Source organism: Rhizorhabdus histidinilytica, assembly GCF_900167915.1.
Taxonomy (GTDB): Bacteria; Pseudomonadota; Alphaproteobacteria; order Sphingomonadales; family Sphingomonadaceae; genus Rhizorhabdus; species Rhizorhabdus histidinilytica.
This window is the reverse complement of record NZ_FUYM01000002.1, coordinates 586,933-601,627: the sequence shown is the minus strand read 5'-3', so window position 1 is coordinate 601,627 and position 14,695 is coordinate 586,933. Positions and strand designations below refer to the sequence as shown.

The 14,695-nt window shown below is 69.6% G+C and carries 16 protein-coding genes and 1 tRNA gene; 7 read left to right on the top strand and 10 right to left on the bottom strand.

What is annotated here, in order from left to right:
• Positions 1-411 precede the first annotated feature (411 nt).
• The 5 genes from B5X82_RS06550 to infA form a co-directional block, all read right to left on the bottom strand.
• A tRNA-Phe gene (locus B5X82_RS06550) sits at positions 412-487 on the bottom strand.
• Between the two features lie 67 nt (positions 488-554).
• A complete protein-coding gene (locus tag B5X82_RS06545; RefSeq protein ID WP_079647291.1) occupies positions 555-716 on the bottom strand; it encodes a DNA gyrase inhibitor YacG in 162 nt (53 codons plus the stop codon).
• Entirely contained in the window at positions 694-1,695 is a 1,002-nt protein-coding gene (locus B5X82_RS06540) for a ribonuclease (RefSeq protein WP_079647290.1), read from the bottom strand. Before B5X82_RS06540 ends, B5X82_RS06545 begins: the two co-directional genes overlap by 23 nt.
• Positions 1,688-2,311 (bottom strand): Maf family protein, encoded by a 624-nt coding sequence (locus B5X82_RS06535; protein WP_176152475.1) that lies wholly within the window; start codon positions 2,309-2,311, stop codon positions 1,688-1,690. The genes B5X82_RS06540 and B5X82_RS06535 overlap by 8 nt, the downstream gene beginning before the upstream one ends.
• Before the next feature lie 16 nt (positions 2,312-2,327).
• Entirely contained in the window at positions 2,328-2,546 is a 219-nt protein-coding gene (infA, locus tag B5X82_RS06530; RefSeq protein WP_010162480.1) for a translation initiation factor IF-1, read from the bottom strand.
• A 170-nt stretch (positions 2,547-2,716) separates the two neighbouring features.
• Between infA and B5X82_RS06525 the strand changes: the two genes are divergently transcribed.
• Entirely contained in the window at positions 2,717-3,205 is a 489-nt protein-coding gene (locus B5X82_RS06525; RefSeq protein WP_079647348.1) for a flavin reductase family protein, read from the top strand.
• A 145-nt stretch (positions 3,206-3,350) separates the two neighbouring features.
• Here B5X82_RS06525 and B5X82_RS06520 read toward each other — a convergent pair whose 3' ends face one another.
• Entirely contained in the window at positions 3,351-3,950 is a 600-nt protein-coding gene (locus B5X82_RS06520) for a peptidylprolyl isomerase (protein WP_079647289.1), read from the bottom strand.
• Positions 3,951-4,244: 294 nt separating this feature from the next.
• On the opposite strand from B5X82_RS06520, the gene B5X82_RS06515 reads away from it, so the two are divergent.
• Together B5X82_RS06515 and B5X82_RS06510 are read left to right on the top strand one after the other, a co-directional pair.
• A complete protein-coding gene (locus B5X82_RS06515; protein ID WP_223811004.1) occupies positions 4,245-5,897 on the top strand; it encodes a tetratricopeptide repeat protein in 1,653 nt (550 codons plus the stop codon).
• 17 nt (positions 5,898-5,914) lie between these two features.
• A complete protein-coding gene (locus B5X82_RS06510; RefSeq protein ID WP_079647287.1) occupies positions 5,915-6,784 on the top strand; it encodes a 4-(cytidine 5'-diphospho)-2-C-methyl-D-erythritol kinase in 870 nt (289 codons plus the stop codon).
• A 99-nt stretch (positions 6,785-6,883) separates the two neighbouring features.
• On the opposite strand, the gene B5X82_RS06505 is transcribed toward B5X82_RS06510, so the two are convergent.
• Positions 6,884-7,249, bottom strand: a complete 366-nt coding sequence (locus B5X82_RS06505; RefSeq protein WP_079647347.1) for a hypothetical protein — start codon at positions 7,247-7,249, stop codon at positions 6,884-6,886.
• Positions 7,250-7,337: 88 nt separating this feature from the next.
• On the opposite strand from B5X82_RS06505, the gene B5X82_RS06500 reads away from it, so the two are divergent.
• Positions 7,338-7,628, top strand: a complete 291-nt coding sequence (locus B5X82_RS06500; protein ID WP_079647286.1) for a hypothetical protein — start codon at positions 7,338-7,340, stop codon at positions 7,626-7,628.
• A gap of 78 nt (positions 7,629-7,706) precedes the next feature.
• Here B5X82_RS06500 and B5X82_RS06495 read toward each other — a convergent pair whose 3' ends face one another.
• Entirely contained in the window at positions 7,707-9,356 is a 1,650-nt protein-coding gene (locus tag B5X82_RS06495) for an electron transfer flavoprotein-ubiquinone oxidoreductase (protein WP_079647285.1), read from the bottom strand.
• A gap of 189 nt (positions 9,357-9,545) precedes the next feature.
• Here B5X82_RS06495 and B5X82_RS06490 point away from each other — a divergent pair, with 189 nt between their 5' ends.
• From B5X82_RS06490 to moaB, 3 genes are all read left to right on the top strand, one after another.
• The gene (locus tag B5X82_RS06490) at positions 9,546-10,253 is read left to right on the top strand and encodes a uracil-DNA glycosylase family protein (RefSeq protein WP_223811005.1); all 708 of its coding nucleotides are present in this window, start codon (positions 9,546-9,548) and stop codon (positions 10,251-10,253) included.
• A complete protein-coding gene (locus B5X82_RS06485) occupies positions 10,250-12,025 on the top strand; it encodes a lytic transglycosylase domain-containing protein (RefSeq protein ID WP_079647283.1) in 1,776 nt (591 codons plus the stop codon). The genes B5X82_RS06490 and B5X82_RS06485 overlap by 4 nt, the downstream gene beginning before the upstream one ends.
• Positions 12,026-12,198: 173 nt before the next feature.
• Entirely contained in the window at positions 12,199-12,726 is a 528-nt protein-coding gene (moaB, locus tag B5X82_RS06480; RefSeq protein WP_079647282.1) for a molybdenum cofactor biosynthesis protein B, read from the top strand.
• Between the two features lie 124 nt (positions 12,727-12,850).
• Here the strand turns inward: moaB and B5X82_RS06475 are convergent, their stop codons facing one another.
• Both B5X82_RS06475 and B5X82_RS06470 read right to left on the bottom strand, forming a co-directional pair.
• The gene (locus B5X82_RS06475; RefSeq protein ID WP_079647281.1) at positions 12,851-13,402 is read right to left on the bottom strand and encodes a hemerythrin domain-containing protein; all 552 of its coding nucleotides are present in this window, start codon (positions 13,400-13,402) and stop codon (positions 12,851-12,853) included.
• Positions 13,403-13,548: 146 nt separating this feature from the next.
• Positions 13,549-14,637, bottom strand: a complete 1,089-nt coding sequence (locus B5X82_RS06470; RefSeq protein ID WP_079647280.1) for a PA0069 family radical SAM protein — start codon at positions 14,635-14,637, stop codon at positions 13,549-13,551.
• Positions 14,638-14,695: the final 58 nt, after the last annotated feature.

Genomic DNA, 14,695 nt, shown 5'->3' with positions numbered 1-14,695 from the left:
CGGCATTCGCGCGGAACAACGGCTACGTAACATCTGCAAACTTTAACGAGCAACACGCGTTGGGCCAGAGAATGGACCGGACGACAATGGTATCGCCAACGCCAACCCATATCTCATCGACATCTTCGACACCGTGGCGGCGTTGGGGGTGAGGCTCGGGTATCGGGCACCGTAGTCATTTCGATCAGGAAAATGACAGCGTGGTCCTCTCGATCGAATTGCATCGCATCCGCCGACTGCGAATTGAGGCCTGTGGAGAAGATCGCTCAGATCACGCCGCTTGCGTGGGCCTGAAAACATCTCCCCGTCACAGCGCCCGATGTCCGCAACCGCGCAAGGCCCCGCATTCCCGCGGCTAATCGCGGCACAGCGAAAGCGGCTGATAACATCATGCTGTCAAAGGGAGGAAAATGGTGCCCAGGGGCGGGATCGAACCACCGACACTGCGATTTTCAGTCGCATGCTCTACCAACTGAGCTACCTGGGCACTCGCGCGTTGGAGGCGTGCCTATAGAGGCGGGTCGCGCACTCTGTCCAGCCCGCTTTTCGCTTTTTTATTCGCCCTCGGGATCGGCCGGTGGGCCGGGGATGCGATAGCCTTCGTCCAGCCATTTGAGCAGGTCGCGGTCGCGGCAGCCCTGGCTGCAGAAAGGTTCGAATTTCTCGGCCGGGGCCTTGCCGCAGCCGGGGCATTTAGGGGGTTTGCGCGTCGACATGGCCCGCCGATATGGCGAGCCCGGCGTCGCCGCGCAAGACGATCGGCGCGCCCAGCCGCCGTTCGAGCTCCGCCACCCACGCCGGCCGGCCCGCGATCCGGTCGATCACCGCCGGCGCGGCGGTCAGCGTTCGCGTGCCCGCCCCCGGCGTCCGCTCGGCACGGCGCAGCAGCGCGCGGGCGGCCGCGCCCACGGGATCGCGCCGCAACCGCTCGGGCAACGATGGCCGCGCCCGTCGGCGGACGATCTGGAGGAAACCGAAACCGTTCACCGCCGTCCGCTCGAACGGCTGCGGCAGGATCGCGTCGATCGCCTCCGCCGCCGCCTGCCGCAGCGCCTTGCCCTCGACGGTCGGCAGGTCGATGCCGATCGACCCGCCCAGGCCGTGCCGCACGATCATCCGTGCCGCCGCCGCCGCCCCGGCCAGCGCCAGCGCGGCCGGGTCGAGCCAGCCGTCGACGTCGATCAGGCTCATCGCCGGGGTCAGCGACAGGTGCAGCGCACCGCCGTCGAACGCCGCTTCCCCGCTCCCCGCCTCCTCGATCAGTTCGGACCAGCCCGCCGCTTCGAGCGCGTCGGCCTGGTGACCCTGGAGCCGCCGCACCGGATCGCCTCCCACCCCGATCCGCGCCAGCAGATCGGGGCCTGCCGCGGGCGCCGCGCCCTCGGGGGCAAGCCGCGCCAGCGCCAGCTTGGTCCGCCCGGTCTCGGCGAGCGCGACGCGGTGGATCTCGACCAGCAGGCGTCCGCCTTCGGACACGCCCTTCGGCACCGGCTCGATCAGCGCCTCCTCGCCCGAATCGAGCCGGACGATCGCGCGGCGGCCGGGCACGACAATACGGTCGAGCCGTGCCTCGGCGATCGTGCCGGCGCGCGCGCCGTCATCGTCAGGCTCGATCTCGGCCATGATGATGATGCCATCCTCGACGAGCGCGGCCCGGGCTTCCCCGATCCCCGCCTCGTAGAGCCATTCACGCATCGGGGGTCGACGGCGGGCCGGGCGGCAACAGCCCCGCCGCGACGAGCAGCGCGCGCGTCTCGAACAGCGGCAGGCCCATCACCCCCGAATGGCTGCCCGCCAGCATCGCGACCCAGCTCTCGGCATAGCCCTGGATCGCATAGGCGCCCGCCTTGCCGCGCCAGTCGCCGCCGGCCAGATAGGCTTCGATCTCCGCCGCCGTCAGCCGCTTGAAACGAACGATGCTGGTCGACAGCCTGTGTCGCGCCGTGCCGCCCGCATCGATCAGCGTGACCGCCGAATGGACGCGATGGCGACGACCGGACAGCAGCTGCAGGCAGGTGCGCGCCTCGGCCTCCGCCTCGGCCTTGGGCAGGATGCGCCGGCCGGCGGCGACCACCGTATCAGCGCCGAGCACCGCGACGCCGGGATGGCGCGCCGCCACCCGCGCCGCCTTTTCGGCGGCCATGCGTGCGGCATAGGGCGCAGGCAACTCGCCCTTGCGCGGCGTCTCGTCGATGTCGGCGGGATCGATCGCGGCAGGCGCCAGGCCCAGCCGGGCGATCAGCTCGGCCCGGCGGGGACTGGCCGAAGCTAGGACGATAGGGGAATCGGACGGGGACGGGTCTGACGACAAGGGAGACCCCCGCCCCTTATTTGAAGCGATAGGTGATGCGACCCTTGGTCAGGTCATAAGGGGTAAGCTCGACCAGAACCTCGTCGCCCACCAGCACGCGGATGCGGTTCTTGCGCATCTTTCCGGCGGTATGGCCGAGAATCTCATGGTCGTTCTCGAGCTTCACGCGGAACATCGCATTAGGCAGCAGTTCCACGACCTGCCCGCGCATTTCGAGCAATTCTTCCTTGGCCAAACTCGTTCCTCATTCAGGCTGATCTTCGGGATTTCGCGTCGCCATACGCGCTTGGCCAGCAAAAGAAAAGCGGTGCCGGAAGGCTGCAAAACGATCGATCGCGCATCGAGGCGATTGCGCCCGGCCGTCCTATTCTCTAGCGCCGCTTGAAAAGCGAGGAGGAGACCAAGGTGAGCGAGGACGAGATCAAGGAAGGCTTCCGCCATGCGATGCGCCGGCTGGCGACGACGATCGCGCTGATCACGTCGGGCAAGGGCGAGAACTGGACCGGGATGGCCGCGACCGCGGTGATGTCGGTCTGCGCCGAGCCGCCGACCCTGCTGACCGCCGTCAACCGCACCGCCAGCATCCACCCCGTGCTGATGGGGGAGGAGCGCTTCTGCGTGAACCTGCTGGCCGATCGCCACCGCGACCTCGTCGGAATCTTCAGCGGCAAGAAGAAGGGCCTCGAGCGGTTCGACGACGGCGGCTGGACGGCCGGGCCGGATGGCATCCCCGTGCTCGGCGACGCGCTGGCCAGCCTGGTCTGCCGCACCACCCAGCGGCTCGACGTCGGCACCCACACGCTGTTCATCGGCGAGGTCGAGCATGTCGTGAACCATGACGAGATCTCGCCGCTGGTCTGGGTCGACGGCACCTTCGCCAACGCCGCGCGCTAGGGTTCGACCTGGCCCCTCTTCCGTCATTCCCGCGAAAGCGGGAATCCACGGTCACGGAGCATTCGAGTTTCTAGCAGGTCGCCGTCCATGGATTCCCGCTTTCGCGGGAATGACGGACGGATGGGGAAAACAGGCGACCGCGATCCTAGCCGATCCGCTTCGCCTCGATGATCTTGACCGGCCGCTTGATGAGCTGGCCCTTCATCGCCCCCGCTCCGCCCGGCCAGGTCGGCACGGCCAGGATGCGTTTCACCACCGGCATGCCCGATACCACCTTGCCGAAGGCGGCATAGCCGGCATTGGCGTCGCCGCCGCCGGGCTTCGCGTCCATCGCCGGCGCGGCGCCCGCCAGGATGAAGAATTCGCCCATCGCCGATCCCGGCTCGCGCCGCGCCATGGATATCGCACCGTCGACATGGCGGATGCCGGTCTTGGTCGTCGGCTCGTGCCGGATCGGCGGCAGCGACCGGCGCGCGTCGCGATGGACGCCGCCCTGGATGAAGCCGCGCTTCGGATTGCCGATCGCGCGCGCCGCCCGGTAGAAGGTGGTGCCGTCGAGCTTCTTCTGGTCGACATAGGCCAGGAAATTGTTCGCCGTGATCGGCGCTCGCTTCGTGTCGACGGCGACGACGATCGTCCCCTCGCTGGTCTTGAGCGCGACCTTCACCAGCGACGAAGCCGGAACGGCCTGGGTGGGCGCGGCAGCGAGCAGCGCCAGCGCGATCGGGAGGAGATGGCGAATCATGCGCCCCTTGTAGCGTGGCCGGTCGTCGACGCCACAGTCCTGGCCGCTCGTCGGAAAGGGTGGCGCCGGCCCGCTCTCCGGCCGTGGCCAACCGAAGGTTAGGGCAGCGGACCGGCGCCTTGCGGCCCGGGGCGGGGCCGCGTTCTCATCAGGCCCCATGATCTAACAAATCTGATAATCACTCGCAATAGCAGATAAATACGAGGACCGCGACGGACCGCGCGTTTGAGGGCTGGCCGAGCCTCGCCCCGCTGGGGTAGACGGGGGAGACATGGTTCGGAGCCGGAGATGGGAATGAAACGCGGACAGGTCGCCATCGCCGCGGGGCTGCTGCTGGCCTGGCCGGCCATGGCCCAGGCCATCGTCAATGATGCCTCTGCCGAGATGCGGCAATATGTCCGTGCCCGGCTCGCCGACGCCGCCGGCATGCCCGATGCGGCCGCTGCCAGCTATGCCCGCCTGCTCCAGGCGTCGCCACAGGACAAGCGGCTGGCGCTCCGAACCTATCGCCAGGCGCTGACCGCGGGCAACTACAAGCTCGCCGGGCTCGCCGCCGCACAACTCGACCGGCTCGGCGCCCTGCCCCCCGACGGCACGCTGCTGCTGTTCGCCGAGGCGGTCACCGCACATGACTGGAAGCGGGCCAATGCGACGATCGGGCGGATCGAGCGTGAACAGGTGTTCGGCTTCCTCGCGCCGGTGATGCGCGGCTGGGTCGCCTATGGCCGCCAGGCGCCTGACGCCGCCAGGCTCGCCGCACCGACCGGCGGCTCGCAACTCTCCAACGCCTATTCGCGCGACCATCATCTACTGATCGCGCTCGCGATGGGCCGCTATGAGATGTTGTCGGACCTGCGGCGGCTGGTCGCGGCGCACGACGTGCGTTCGCTGCGCCTCCAGCTCGCGGCCGCGGCGCTGCTCGCCAAGCGCGGCGACCTCGCCAATGCGCGCGGTATCCTCGAAGGCCAGACGCCCGAGCTGATCCGGGCCCGCGCCACGCTCGACGCCGGCAAGCCGCTCCTCGGCGCGATCGACACGCCCGAGCTGGGCCTGTCCGACCTGTTCGCGCAGCTCGCGATCGACGTGAAGGGTGACGGCCGCTCGCCCGTCTCGCTGCAGCTCGCCCGCATCGGCGGCTATCTGGCGCCGGGCAATGCCGCGGCGATCATCGCCACCGCCGACCTGCTGACCGCCAACGGCTATCATGACGCGGCGCTCGCCTTGCTCGACACCGTCCCTGCCGAGGACCCGCTGTGGGAAGCCGCGCGACAGGAACGCAGCGGTATCCTGCTGTCGATGGGCAATCGCCAGGCCGCTCTCGCCGATGCGCAGAAGGCGGCGGCCCAGCCTGGCGCCAGCGCCGCTACCTTCGTCGAGCTGGGCGGCATCCTCGCCGATCTCAATCGCCCCGCCGAGGCGGTTAAGGCCTATCAGCGCGCGATCGACATCGATACGGCGCAGGGCGTGCCGAACTGGGCGCATCTGTTCCTCCAGGCCGGCGCGCTCGACCGGTCCGGCGACTGGGAAGGCGCCAAGGAGCTGCTGCGCCAGGCCAGCAAGCTGGCGCCCGGCCAGGCGGTGATCCTCAACTATCTCGGCTATGGCATGCTCGACCGCGGCGAGAACCTGCCCGAGGCGCAGGCCTATATCGAACGTGCGAGCAGCCTCGATCCCAACGACGCGGCGATCGCCGATTCGCTCGGCTGGCTCTACTATAAGCGCGGCAATTATCCCGGCGCGATCGCCGCGCTCGAACGCGCGGTGGCGGGCGAGCCGGGCCAGTCGGTGATCAACGAGCATCTCGGCGACGCCTATTGGGCGGTCGGCCGGCGCATGGAGGCGCGCTACGCCTGGCGCGCGGCGCTGGTCCAGGCCGACAAGGCCGACAGCGATAGGATCAAGCGCAAGCTGGCCGACGGCCCCGGCGACCGGCTCAGCGCCAACTGATCGCGCGCTCTTACCGAATGACGATCGCGGGCGAATACCGTGCGGGGGCCTCGATCGAGGTCGCCCACGCCAAGATCAACCTGGCGCTGCACGTCCGCCGCCGCCGGGCCGACGGCTATCACGATATCGAGACGATCTTCGCGTTCGCGGAGCATGGCGACATCGTCGCGGCGGAGCCCGGCCAGCCCCGGCTGACGCTGGCCGGGCCGTTCGCCCCGGCGCTGGCGGGCGAGGACCCGGAGGACAATCTGGTGATGCGCGCCGCCGACGGATTGCGCGCGCTGGCCGGTATGGAAACGCAACCGGCGATCCGGCTCGACAAGCGGCTGCCGGTCGCGGCCGGGATCGGCGGCGGATCGGCCGACGCCGCGGCGGTGCTGCGGCTACTGGGCCGCGCCTACGGGATCGCGCCCGACGACCCCCGCGTCATGGCGCTCGCCGCAACGCTCGGCGCCGACGTCCCCGCCTGCGTCCGATCGGTCACGGTGCGCGGCGACGGGCGCGGCGACCGGCTCGAGTTGATCGCGGCTGATGGCCTCCACGGCCTGCCGCTATTGCTGGTCAACCCGCGCGTGGCCCTGCCGACCGGTCCGGTCTTCGCAGCCTGGGACCGGATCGACCGCGGCCCGCTCGCCCCGGGCGACCCGCTCGCGGCGGCGCTCGCCGGGCGCAACGACCTGGAGGCGCCGGCGACGAAGCTCCATCCAGTGATCGGCGAGGTCGTGGCGCTGCTCGCGGCGCAGCCGGGCGCTATCCTCGCCCGCATGTCGGGGTCGGGCGCCACCTGCTTCGCGCTGTTCGGATCGGAAGCCGACCGCGATGCCGCCGACCACACCGTCGCCGCCCACCGCCCCGACTGGTGGCGACTGGCCAGCCGCTTGCGTTAGCGAGTGATTTCAAGGCCGATGGGCCATCGGCCGACTCGGAAATCACGGAAAACCAACAAAGACTGGCCTCGGTCCGATTCCGTCCGAACCGGATCGAGGTTAGTCGACCTTGGCGACCGTGACGCCTTCATATTTGGCGTCGGCGGGATCGTAGAAGGGCTGGACCGTGAAGCTGTCGACGGTCAGCGAGACATTGTTGAGCCCCGCCAGCTTGAAGGTGCCGAGCTTCGGTTCGGCCGGCACCTTGCCGTCGCGCAGCGTCACCACACCGTCGATGAACAGGTCGTCATGCTTGGTGTAGAGGATGTGCGGCGCGATCACCATGCTGGTGCGGTTGTACACGGCGGTGATCGCCAGCTTGCGGCGGACCGCCTGGGCGATGATCTGCGCATCGCCGGTCAGCGCCGGGCCTTCGGCGGGCGCGACGACGCGGCTGAGCGAGAGGGTCTTGCGCGGAGTGGACATCGCAGGCGCGCATATCGAGGCGCGGCCGACAACGCAAGCGCGGCGCGGTTCAGCCTGGCGCAAGCCGGCCTGCGGCAAGCGTTCGCGCATGACCCGCCCGCTGCTCGCCCTGTCGCTGCCCCTCGCCTTCCTCGCGGCCGCGATCGCAGGCGCGGCCCATGCCCAGCCCGAGGATGCCGAGCATCGCGCCGACCGGCTCCGCACGATCGAACTCAATCGCCGCGCCCAGTCGGTGGTCGACCGCCGCGACCGCTCCAATGCCGACGTCCGCGCGGCCAACCGGCGCGCGCAGGAACGCTATGAGCGCGAACGCGCCGAATGGCGCCGGCGCGTCGCGGCTTGCCGCGCGGGCGAATATGACGCCTGCGCGCCCTATTGACGCCGCGCCTGCTCCGCCCCGTCCGTCATGCCGGGCCGAGCGAGGACGGGCCGGAGTTTCCCCCGGCCCGCCGTCACCTCACATGTTGGGATAGTTCGGCCCGCCGCCGCCTTCCGGCGTCACCCAGTTGATATTCTGGGTCGGGTCCTTGATGTCGCAGGTCTTGCAGTGGACGCAGTTCTGCGCGTTGATCTGCAGGCGCGGCTCGCCTTCGTCGCGGCCGACGATCTCGTAGACCCCGGCCGGGCAATAGCGCTGCTCGGGCGCATCGTACCAGGGCAGGTTGATGTCGATCGGAACGCTCGGGTCCTTGAGCTGGAGGTGGACCGGCTGGTCCTCCTCATGGTTGGTGTTCGACAGGAACACCGACGACAGCCGGTCGAAGCTGATCACCCCGTCGGGCTTGGGGTAGTCGATCTTCGGCGCGACGTCCTGGCGCCACATCCCCTCATTGTCCTTGTGATGCTTGAGGGTGAAGGGCAGACCGATACCCAGGTTGCGCATCCACATGTCGATGCCGGCGAGCAGCGTCCCCGCGACCGGGCCGAGCTTCGCGATGAACGGCTCGGCGTTGCGGACGATCTTCAGCTCCTTGGCGATCCAGCTGTTCTCCAGCGCGTCCGGATAGGCGGCCAGTTCGTCGCCGGTCCGGTCGGCGACGATCGCGTCGAACGCCGCCTCGGCCGCGAGCATGCCCGATTTCATCGCGGTGTGGCTGCCCTTGATGCGCGGCACGTTGACGAAGCCGGCCGAGCAGCCGATCAGCGCGCCGCCGGGGAAGACCAGCTTCGGCACCGCCTGCCAGCCGCCCTCGTTGATCGCGCGCGCGCCATAGGAGACGCGGCGGCCGCCCTCGAGGATCTCGCGGATCTTCGGATGCTGCTTCCAGCGCTGGAATTCCTCGAACGGATAGAGGTGCGGATTCTTGTAGCCGAGGCCGACCACGAAGCCGAGCGCGACCTGGTTGTTCGCCTGGTGGTAGAGGAAGCCGCCGCCGACCTCGTCGGTGAGCGGCCAGCCCTGGGTGTGGATGACGCGGCCCGGCACATGCTTGTCGGGGTCGATGTCCCACAGCTCCTTGATGCCGATCGCATAGGTCTGCGGCTGGCAGTCGGCCTCCAGATCGAAATGTGCCTTGAGCATCTTCGACAGATGGCCGCGCACGCCCTCGGCGAAGAAGGTGTAGCGCGCGTGCAGCTCCATGCCCGGCTGGTAGTCGGGCTTGTGCTCGCCTTCCCGGCTGATGCCCATGTCGCCGGTGGCGACGCCCTTCACCGAGCCGTCCTCATTGTAGAGGATCTCGGCGGCAGCGAAGCCGGGGAAGATCTCGACCCCCAGATTCTCGGCCTGCCCCGCCAGCCAGCGGCACAGATTGCCGAGCGACAGCGTGTAGGTGCCCTTGTTGTGCATGAAGCCCGGCATCGCGATGTGCGGCATGGAGAACTGGCGCTTCGCGGTCAGTATCCAGTGGTGGTTCTCGGTCACCGGCACGGTCAGCGGGCTGTCGAGCTCCCGCCAGTCGGGCAGCAGCTCGTCGAGTGCGATCGGATCGACCACCGCCCCCGACAGGATGTGGGCTCCGACCTCCGATCCCTTTTCCAGGACGCAGACCCCGATCTCGCGTCCTGCCTCGGCGGCGAGTTGCTTGAGTCGGATCGCAGCCGCCAGTCCCGCGGGCCCGGCGCCCACGATGACGACGTCATAAGCCATCGATTCGCGCGTCGACATTTTCCTCGTCCTTGTCCTGCTATCCGGTCATCGCATCATTCAAACGTCATGCCCCAAAGCCGCTGCCCGCAGATTGACGCCTTCGTCAACCCATTCCTTTAGATGTCCCATATGGATTTGGGGGCAAATCTCGGTTCGGCCGCAGAAATCACGAGCCTAATGGGTTGGTGGGAGGATGCAGGGCTAGACGTGCTGGTGGACGAGGCGCCGCGCGACTGGCTCGCGCGCGTCGTTCCGCCCGCCGCGCGGCCCGCTCCGGCAGCGGCGGCGCCAGCGCAGGCGGCCGCCGCGCCGCCGCCCGCCGCCGCGCCGATCCGGGCCGATGCCCCCGCCCGCGCCGCCGCACCGGCCTTCCCCGATACGCTCGCCGGCTTCCAGTCGTGGCTCGCCACCAGCGACGAGATCATGATGCCGATGTCTGCGCGGGTCGCGGCCTCCGGCGATCCGGCGACCGGGCTGATGGTGCTCGTCGACCTTCCCGAGGCCGAGGACCCGGCGAACGGCCGGCTGCTCTCGGGCCCGGCCGGCGAGCTGTTCGACAAGATGCTGGGCGCGATGGGGCGCGACCGCCAGTCGCTCTATCTTTCCGCCATGGCGCCCGGCCGGCCGTCGGGCGGCTTCGTCGACCGCAGCCAGGGCGCGCTGTTCGGCCGGCTCGCCCGCCACCACGTCCTCCTCGCCAAGCCGCGCGCGCTGCTGCTGATGGGCGAGCAGCCCTCGCGCACCTTCCTCGACCTCGGCTTCGTCGAGGCGCGCGGCCGGGTCCATGAGGTCCAGCTCCAGGGGGGAGCGGTCAGCGCCGTCGCGACCTTCCACCCCCGCACCCTCCTCCAGCACCCCCAGCAGAAGCGCCGCGCCTGGGAAGACCTGCAACTCCTGATGAAGCTCCTCGGATGATGCGTAGATATCTGCTTGCCGGCGCGATCGCCCTCGCCCCCTTCACCGCCGCCGCCGCCCAGAACGCGGTGGCCGTGCCCGCCGCCGCGGTCGGCCTCGCCGCCGCCGCCCAGCCGCTGCCGATCGTGTCGGGCCTCACCGCCGATCAGCGCACCGCCTATCGCACGATCTTCGCCGCGATCCGCGCCGGTGACTGGAGCGCCGCCCAGGCCGGCATCGACGCGATCCCGACCGGACCACTCAGCAACGTCGCCCAGGCCGAGCTGATCCTCGCCAAGGGATCGCCGCGCGTCTCGGACGACCAGCTCGTCCAGCTCGTCGCCACCGCGCCCGATCTGCCGCAGGCCGCCCAGCTCGCCGCCCTTGCCTCCCGCCGCGGCCTCGCCACGGCGGCGCTGCCGGTCACCCGCGATCTGGTCCGCTATGCCGGCCCCTCCAAGCGCCAGTCGGCACGCTCGCTGCGCAGTGACCGGGCCGCCGCCGCGCTGGCGCAGGTCGCGACGCCGCTGCTGCGCGACGACCGGCCGAGCGAGGCCGAGGCGCTGGTCAACGACCGCCTCGGCCAGCTCTCGCCCGAGGCGCAGGCCGAATGGCTGCAGCGCGTCTCCTGGGCCTATTATCTGTCGGGCGACGACGCCTCCGCGCGCCGCCTCGCCGATCAGGCGCGGCCCGGCGCCGGCGACTGGGCGGTGCAGGCGAGCTGGGTCTCGGGCCTCGCCGCCTGGCGGCAGCACGACTGCCAGTCCGCCGGAGCCGCCTTCGAGGAGGTCGCCGGCCGCGCCCGCGATCCGGAGATGACGGCCGCCGGCCTCTATTGGGCGAGCCGCGCCGACATGGCCTGTGGCCATCCCGAGCGGATCGAGCCGCGCCTGCGCTCGGCCGCGCGGATGAAGGAGAGCTTCTACGGCCTGATCGCCCAGGCCGCGCTCGGCCTTGCCGACGAAGGCGGCGCGAGCATGAAGCTCACCGCCAACGACTGGGCGTCGATCGGCGCGATCGCCAATGTCCGCCGCGCGACCGCGCTCGCCGAGATCGGCGAGACCGGCCTCGCCGAGGACATGCTCCGCCACCAGGCGAAGATCGGCCTCAGCCGCGACCATGAATCGCTCATCCACCTCGCCGCCCGGCTCGATCTTCCCGCCGCGCAGATCTGGCTGGCGCAGAACGGCCCGTCGGGCGCGCAGCTCTCGGCGGCGGCGCGCTACCCGATGCCCGCCTGGACCCCGGCCTCGGGCTGGCAGGTCGACAAGGCGCTGGTGTTCGCCCACGCGCTCCAGGAATCGCGCTTCAAGACCGACGCGATCAGCTCGGCCGGCGCGCGCGGGGTGATGCAGCTCATGCCCGCCACCGCGCAGATGGTCGCGCGCCACCTCGGCCGCACCGTCGATCCGGCCTCGCTGTTCCAGCCCGCGACCAGCATCGACCTGGGCCAGGCCTATCTGCGCGAGCTGGCCGACAACAGCGGCACCGGCGGGCTGCTGCCCAAGGTGATCGCCGCCTACAACGCCGGGCCCGGTTCGGTCGCCAACTGGAACGCGCGCGGCCGCAGCCTCGACGATCCGCTGCTGTTCATCGAATCGATCCCCTTCGCCGAGACCCGCGCCTATGTCGCGGTCGTGCTGCGCAACTACTGGATGTATCAGCGCCACAGCGGCGCCAAGGCCGCCAGCCTGACGGCGATCTCGCAGGGCCTGTGGCCGCGCTTCCCCGGCATGCCGGGCCGGGCCGCCGTCCGCCTGACGGCGCTGGGCGCGACGGCGGCGGCCGACTGACCTCCCCTCCCCGTCATGCCAGCTCCTCGACAGCCTGCAAGGCAGGCGCTCGGGATGAACTTCAGCCAAAGGCTGAAGGCTGGCATCTATGTCTGTTTTCCCACACGATGATCTTCGTTCGCGGATAGAGACATGGACCCCGGCCTTCGCTGGGGTGACGAGAGAGACCGAGCATGCCGATCAAGGAAGACCTCCCCTTTCACCCCGTTCGCATCGCGGTGCTGACCGTGTCGGACAGCCGTGACCTCTCCACCGACAAGTCGGGCGACACGCTCGTCGCGCGGATCGAGGGCGCCGGGCACATCCTCGCCGACCGCGCGATCGTCACCGACGATGTCGACCGGATCGTCGCGCGGCTGCACGGCTGGATCGACGACCCGCAGGTCGATTGCGTGATCACCACCGGCGGCACCGGCGTCACCGGCCGCGACGTCACGCCAGAGGCGCTGGCCCGCGTCTGGGACAAGGAGATTCCCGGTTTCGGCGAACTGTTCCGCTGGCTGAGCTACGCCAAGATCGGCACCTCGACGATCCAGTCGCGCGCCACCGCCGGCGTCGCGCGCGGCACCTATATCTTCGCGCTGCCCGGATCGACCGGGGCGGTGAAGGACGGCTGGGACGACATCCTCGTCACCCAGCTCGACAGCCGCCACATGCCCTGCAACTTCGTCGAGCTGATGCCCCGCCTGACCGAACGGTAACGGGCAGCCAGGATGAGCGACCAGGCCACGTCAGCGGCCTCTGCAAGCGCGAACGCGCGCCGCGGTATCCTCGCGAAAGCCAAGGCCCGCGGACGGGCCGCCCGGCGCCTGGGGGCCAAACAAACTACGCTATCTTCAGCCCTTCCATGTTCATGGCCTTTGTCAGCCGGCCATTCTCCTCCTCGGTCAGCACGCCGCGCAATTTGGGGAAGACCGTCTCCTCCTCGTTGCGCATATGCTCCTCGAGCATCGACCGGAAATCGCCGATCTTGGAGAGGAACAGCGGGTGCTCGGGCGCCATCTGCCCCAGCTCGAACAGATATTGCTTCACATAGCCATGATCGCCGTTGAGCCGGTCGGCGTCCGCCACCTGCCCGTGGACGCGCAGCGTCGTGTAGACCGCATTCTCTTCTTCTAGCGCATGCTTGGCGAGCGCATGGGCGATCTGGGTGAGGAGCAGGGAGCGGCGCGTGCCATGGCCTTCCTCCGTCGCCTGTATCTCGTCGAACAGCTTGAGCACGGCGCGATGCTCGGCCGCCAGCGCATCGTCCCACTCGCCGGCCATCATCGTCGGCGCCTGGACGAAGATCTTGCGCACCGCATTCGCGGCAAGCCCTGCGGTCAGGCCGGCGGCGGCGCCGATCGCGAAGCTGCGGGTGGTCTTTTCCTCCAACATGGCATCTCTCCTGCTTTTCCGGGAATCGCCGGTCAGAACGATCCAGCCGCTACAGGGTTGCGGAAACGCAGGCGAAACAAGCGGTTGGCGCCCGCCCTATCGCGTCATGCCGGTCTCCGCCGGCATGGCGGGCGGGTCGGCCGCCCCTAGAACAAGCTGAACTGATCGGTCGGCACCCGGAACAGGTCGGTGCGCAGCTCGAACCGCTCGGCATTCATCCCATGCCGGCGGCAGGCGAGCTTGAAGCGCGCCCGCAGCGCCGCCGCATAGGCGCCCTGCGGGCGGAAACGGTCGAAGAAATTGGGTTCGTTGTCGCGGCCGCCGCGCATCGCCGCGATCATCGCCATCACCTTGGCGGCGCGGTCGGGATAGTGGATCTCCAGCCATTCGCGGAACAGCGGCGCCACCTCGTGCGGCAGCCGCACGACGATCGAGAAGGCGGCGCGCGCGCCCGCTTCCGCGCCGGCGGCGACGATCGCCTCGATCTCATGGTCGTTGATCGCGGGGACGATCGGCGAGACGCTGATCGAGGTCGGCACCCCCGCCCGGACCAGCGCGGCGATCGCCGCGACCCGCTGGCGCGGGGCCGAGGCGCGCGGCTCCATCCGGCGGGCGAGTACCGGGTCGAGCGTCGTCACCGACATCATCACCGCCGCCAGCCGCTTCGCCGCCATCGGCCCGAGCAGGTCGATGTCGCGGACGATCCGCGCCGACTTGGTGGTGATCACCAGCGGATGATCATGCTCGGCCAGCACCTCGATCACCGCGCGCGTGATCCGGTAGCGCTCCTCGATCGGCTGATAGGGATCGGTGTTGGTCCCCATCGCCATCGGCGTGCATTGATAGCCGCGCTTCGCCAGCTCGCGGCGCAGCAGCGCGGGCGCGTCGGGCTTGGCGAACAGCCTGGTCTCGAAGTCGAGCCCCGGCGACAGGTTCTGATAGGCGTGGGTCGGCCGCGCGAAGCAGTAGATGCAGCCATGCTCGCAGCCGCGATAGGCATTGATCGATCGGTCGAACGGCAGGTCGGGCGATCGGTTGCGCGTGATGATCGTCTTGGGCTTCTCGATCGTCACCTCGGTACGGAGCGGCGGCCCCTCCCCGTCGATCGCCGCGCTCGCGTCCAACCAGTCGCCGTCGTCCTCGCGCCCCCGGTCGTCGAAGCGCGCGCTGGGCCGCGCGCTGGCCGCCCCCCGGCCCTTGACGGCCGGCGGCAATATCGATGCCGAGTCGCTCATGATAAGAACATATCATGAACAAATAGCCATGCAAGCATCGGCGCCGCGCGACGAAATA

Bases quoted from the DNA above. Each gene is read 5' to 3' on its own strand.
- B5X82_RS06495 (WP_079647285.1), bottom strand. From the start codon at position 9,356: ATGTCGACGCGCGAATCGATGGCTTATGACGTCGTCATCGTGGGCGCC.
- moaB (WP_079647282.1), top strand. From the start codon at position 12,199: ATGCCGATCAAGGAAGACCTCCCCTTTCACCCCGTTCGCATCGCGGTG.
- B5X82_RS06515 (WP_223811004.1), top strand. From the start codon at position 4,245: ATGAAACGCGGACAGGTCGCCATCGCCGCGGGGCTGCTGCTGGCCTGG.
- B5X82_RS06500 (WP_079647286.1), top strand. From the start codon at position 7,338: ATGACCCGCCCGCTGCTCGCCCTGTCGCTGCCCCTCGCCTTCCTCGCG.
- B5X82_RS06470 (WP_079647280.1), bottom strand. From the start codon at position 14,637: ATGAGCGACTCGGCATCGATATTGCCGCCGGCCGTCAAGGGCCGGGGG.
- B5X82_RS06510 (WP_079647287.1), top strand. From the start codon at position 5,915: ATGACGATCGCGGGCGAATACCGTGCGGGGGCCTCGATCGAGGTCGCC.
- B5X82_RS06520 (WP_079647289.1), bottom strand. From the start codon at position 3,950: ATGATTCGCCATCTCCTCCCGATCGCGCTGGCGCTGCTCGCTGCCGCG.
- B5X82_RS06540 (WP_079647290.1), bottom strand. From the start codon at position 1,695: ATGCGTGAATGGCTCTACGAGGCGGGGATCGGGGAAGCCCGGGCCGCG.
- B5X82_RS06475 (WP_079647281.1), bottom strand. From the start codon at position 13,402: ATGTTGGAGGAAAAGACCACCCGCAGCTTCGCGATCGGCGCCGCCGCC.
- B5X82_RS06505 (WP_079647347.1), bottom strand. From the start codon at position 7,249: ATGTCCACTCCGCGCAAGACCCTCTCGCTCAGCCGCGTCGTCGCGCCC.
- B5X82_RS06545 (WP_079647291.1), bottom strand. From the start codon at position 716: ATGTCGACGCGCAAACCCCCTAAATGCCCCGGCTGCGGCAAGGCCCCG.
- B5X82_RS06485 (WP_079647283.1), top strand. From the start codon at position 10,250: ATGATGCGTAGATATCTGCTTGCCGGCGCGATCGCCCTCGCCCCCTTC.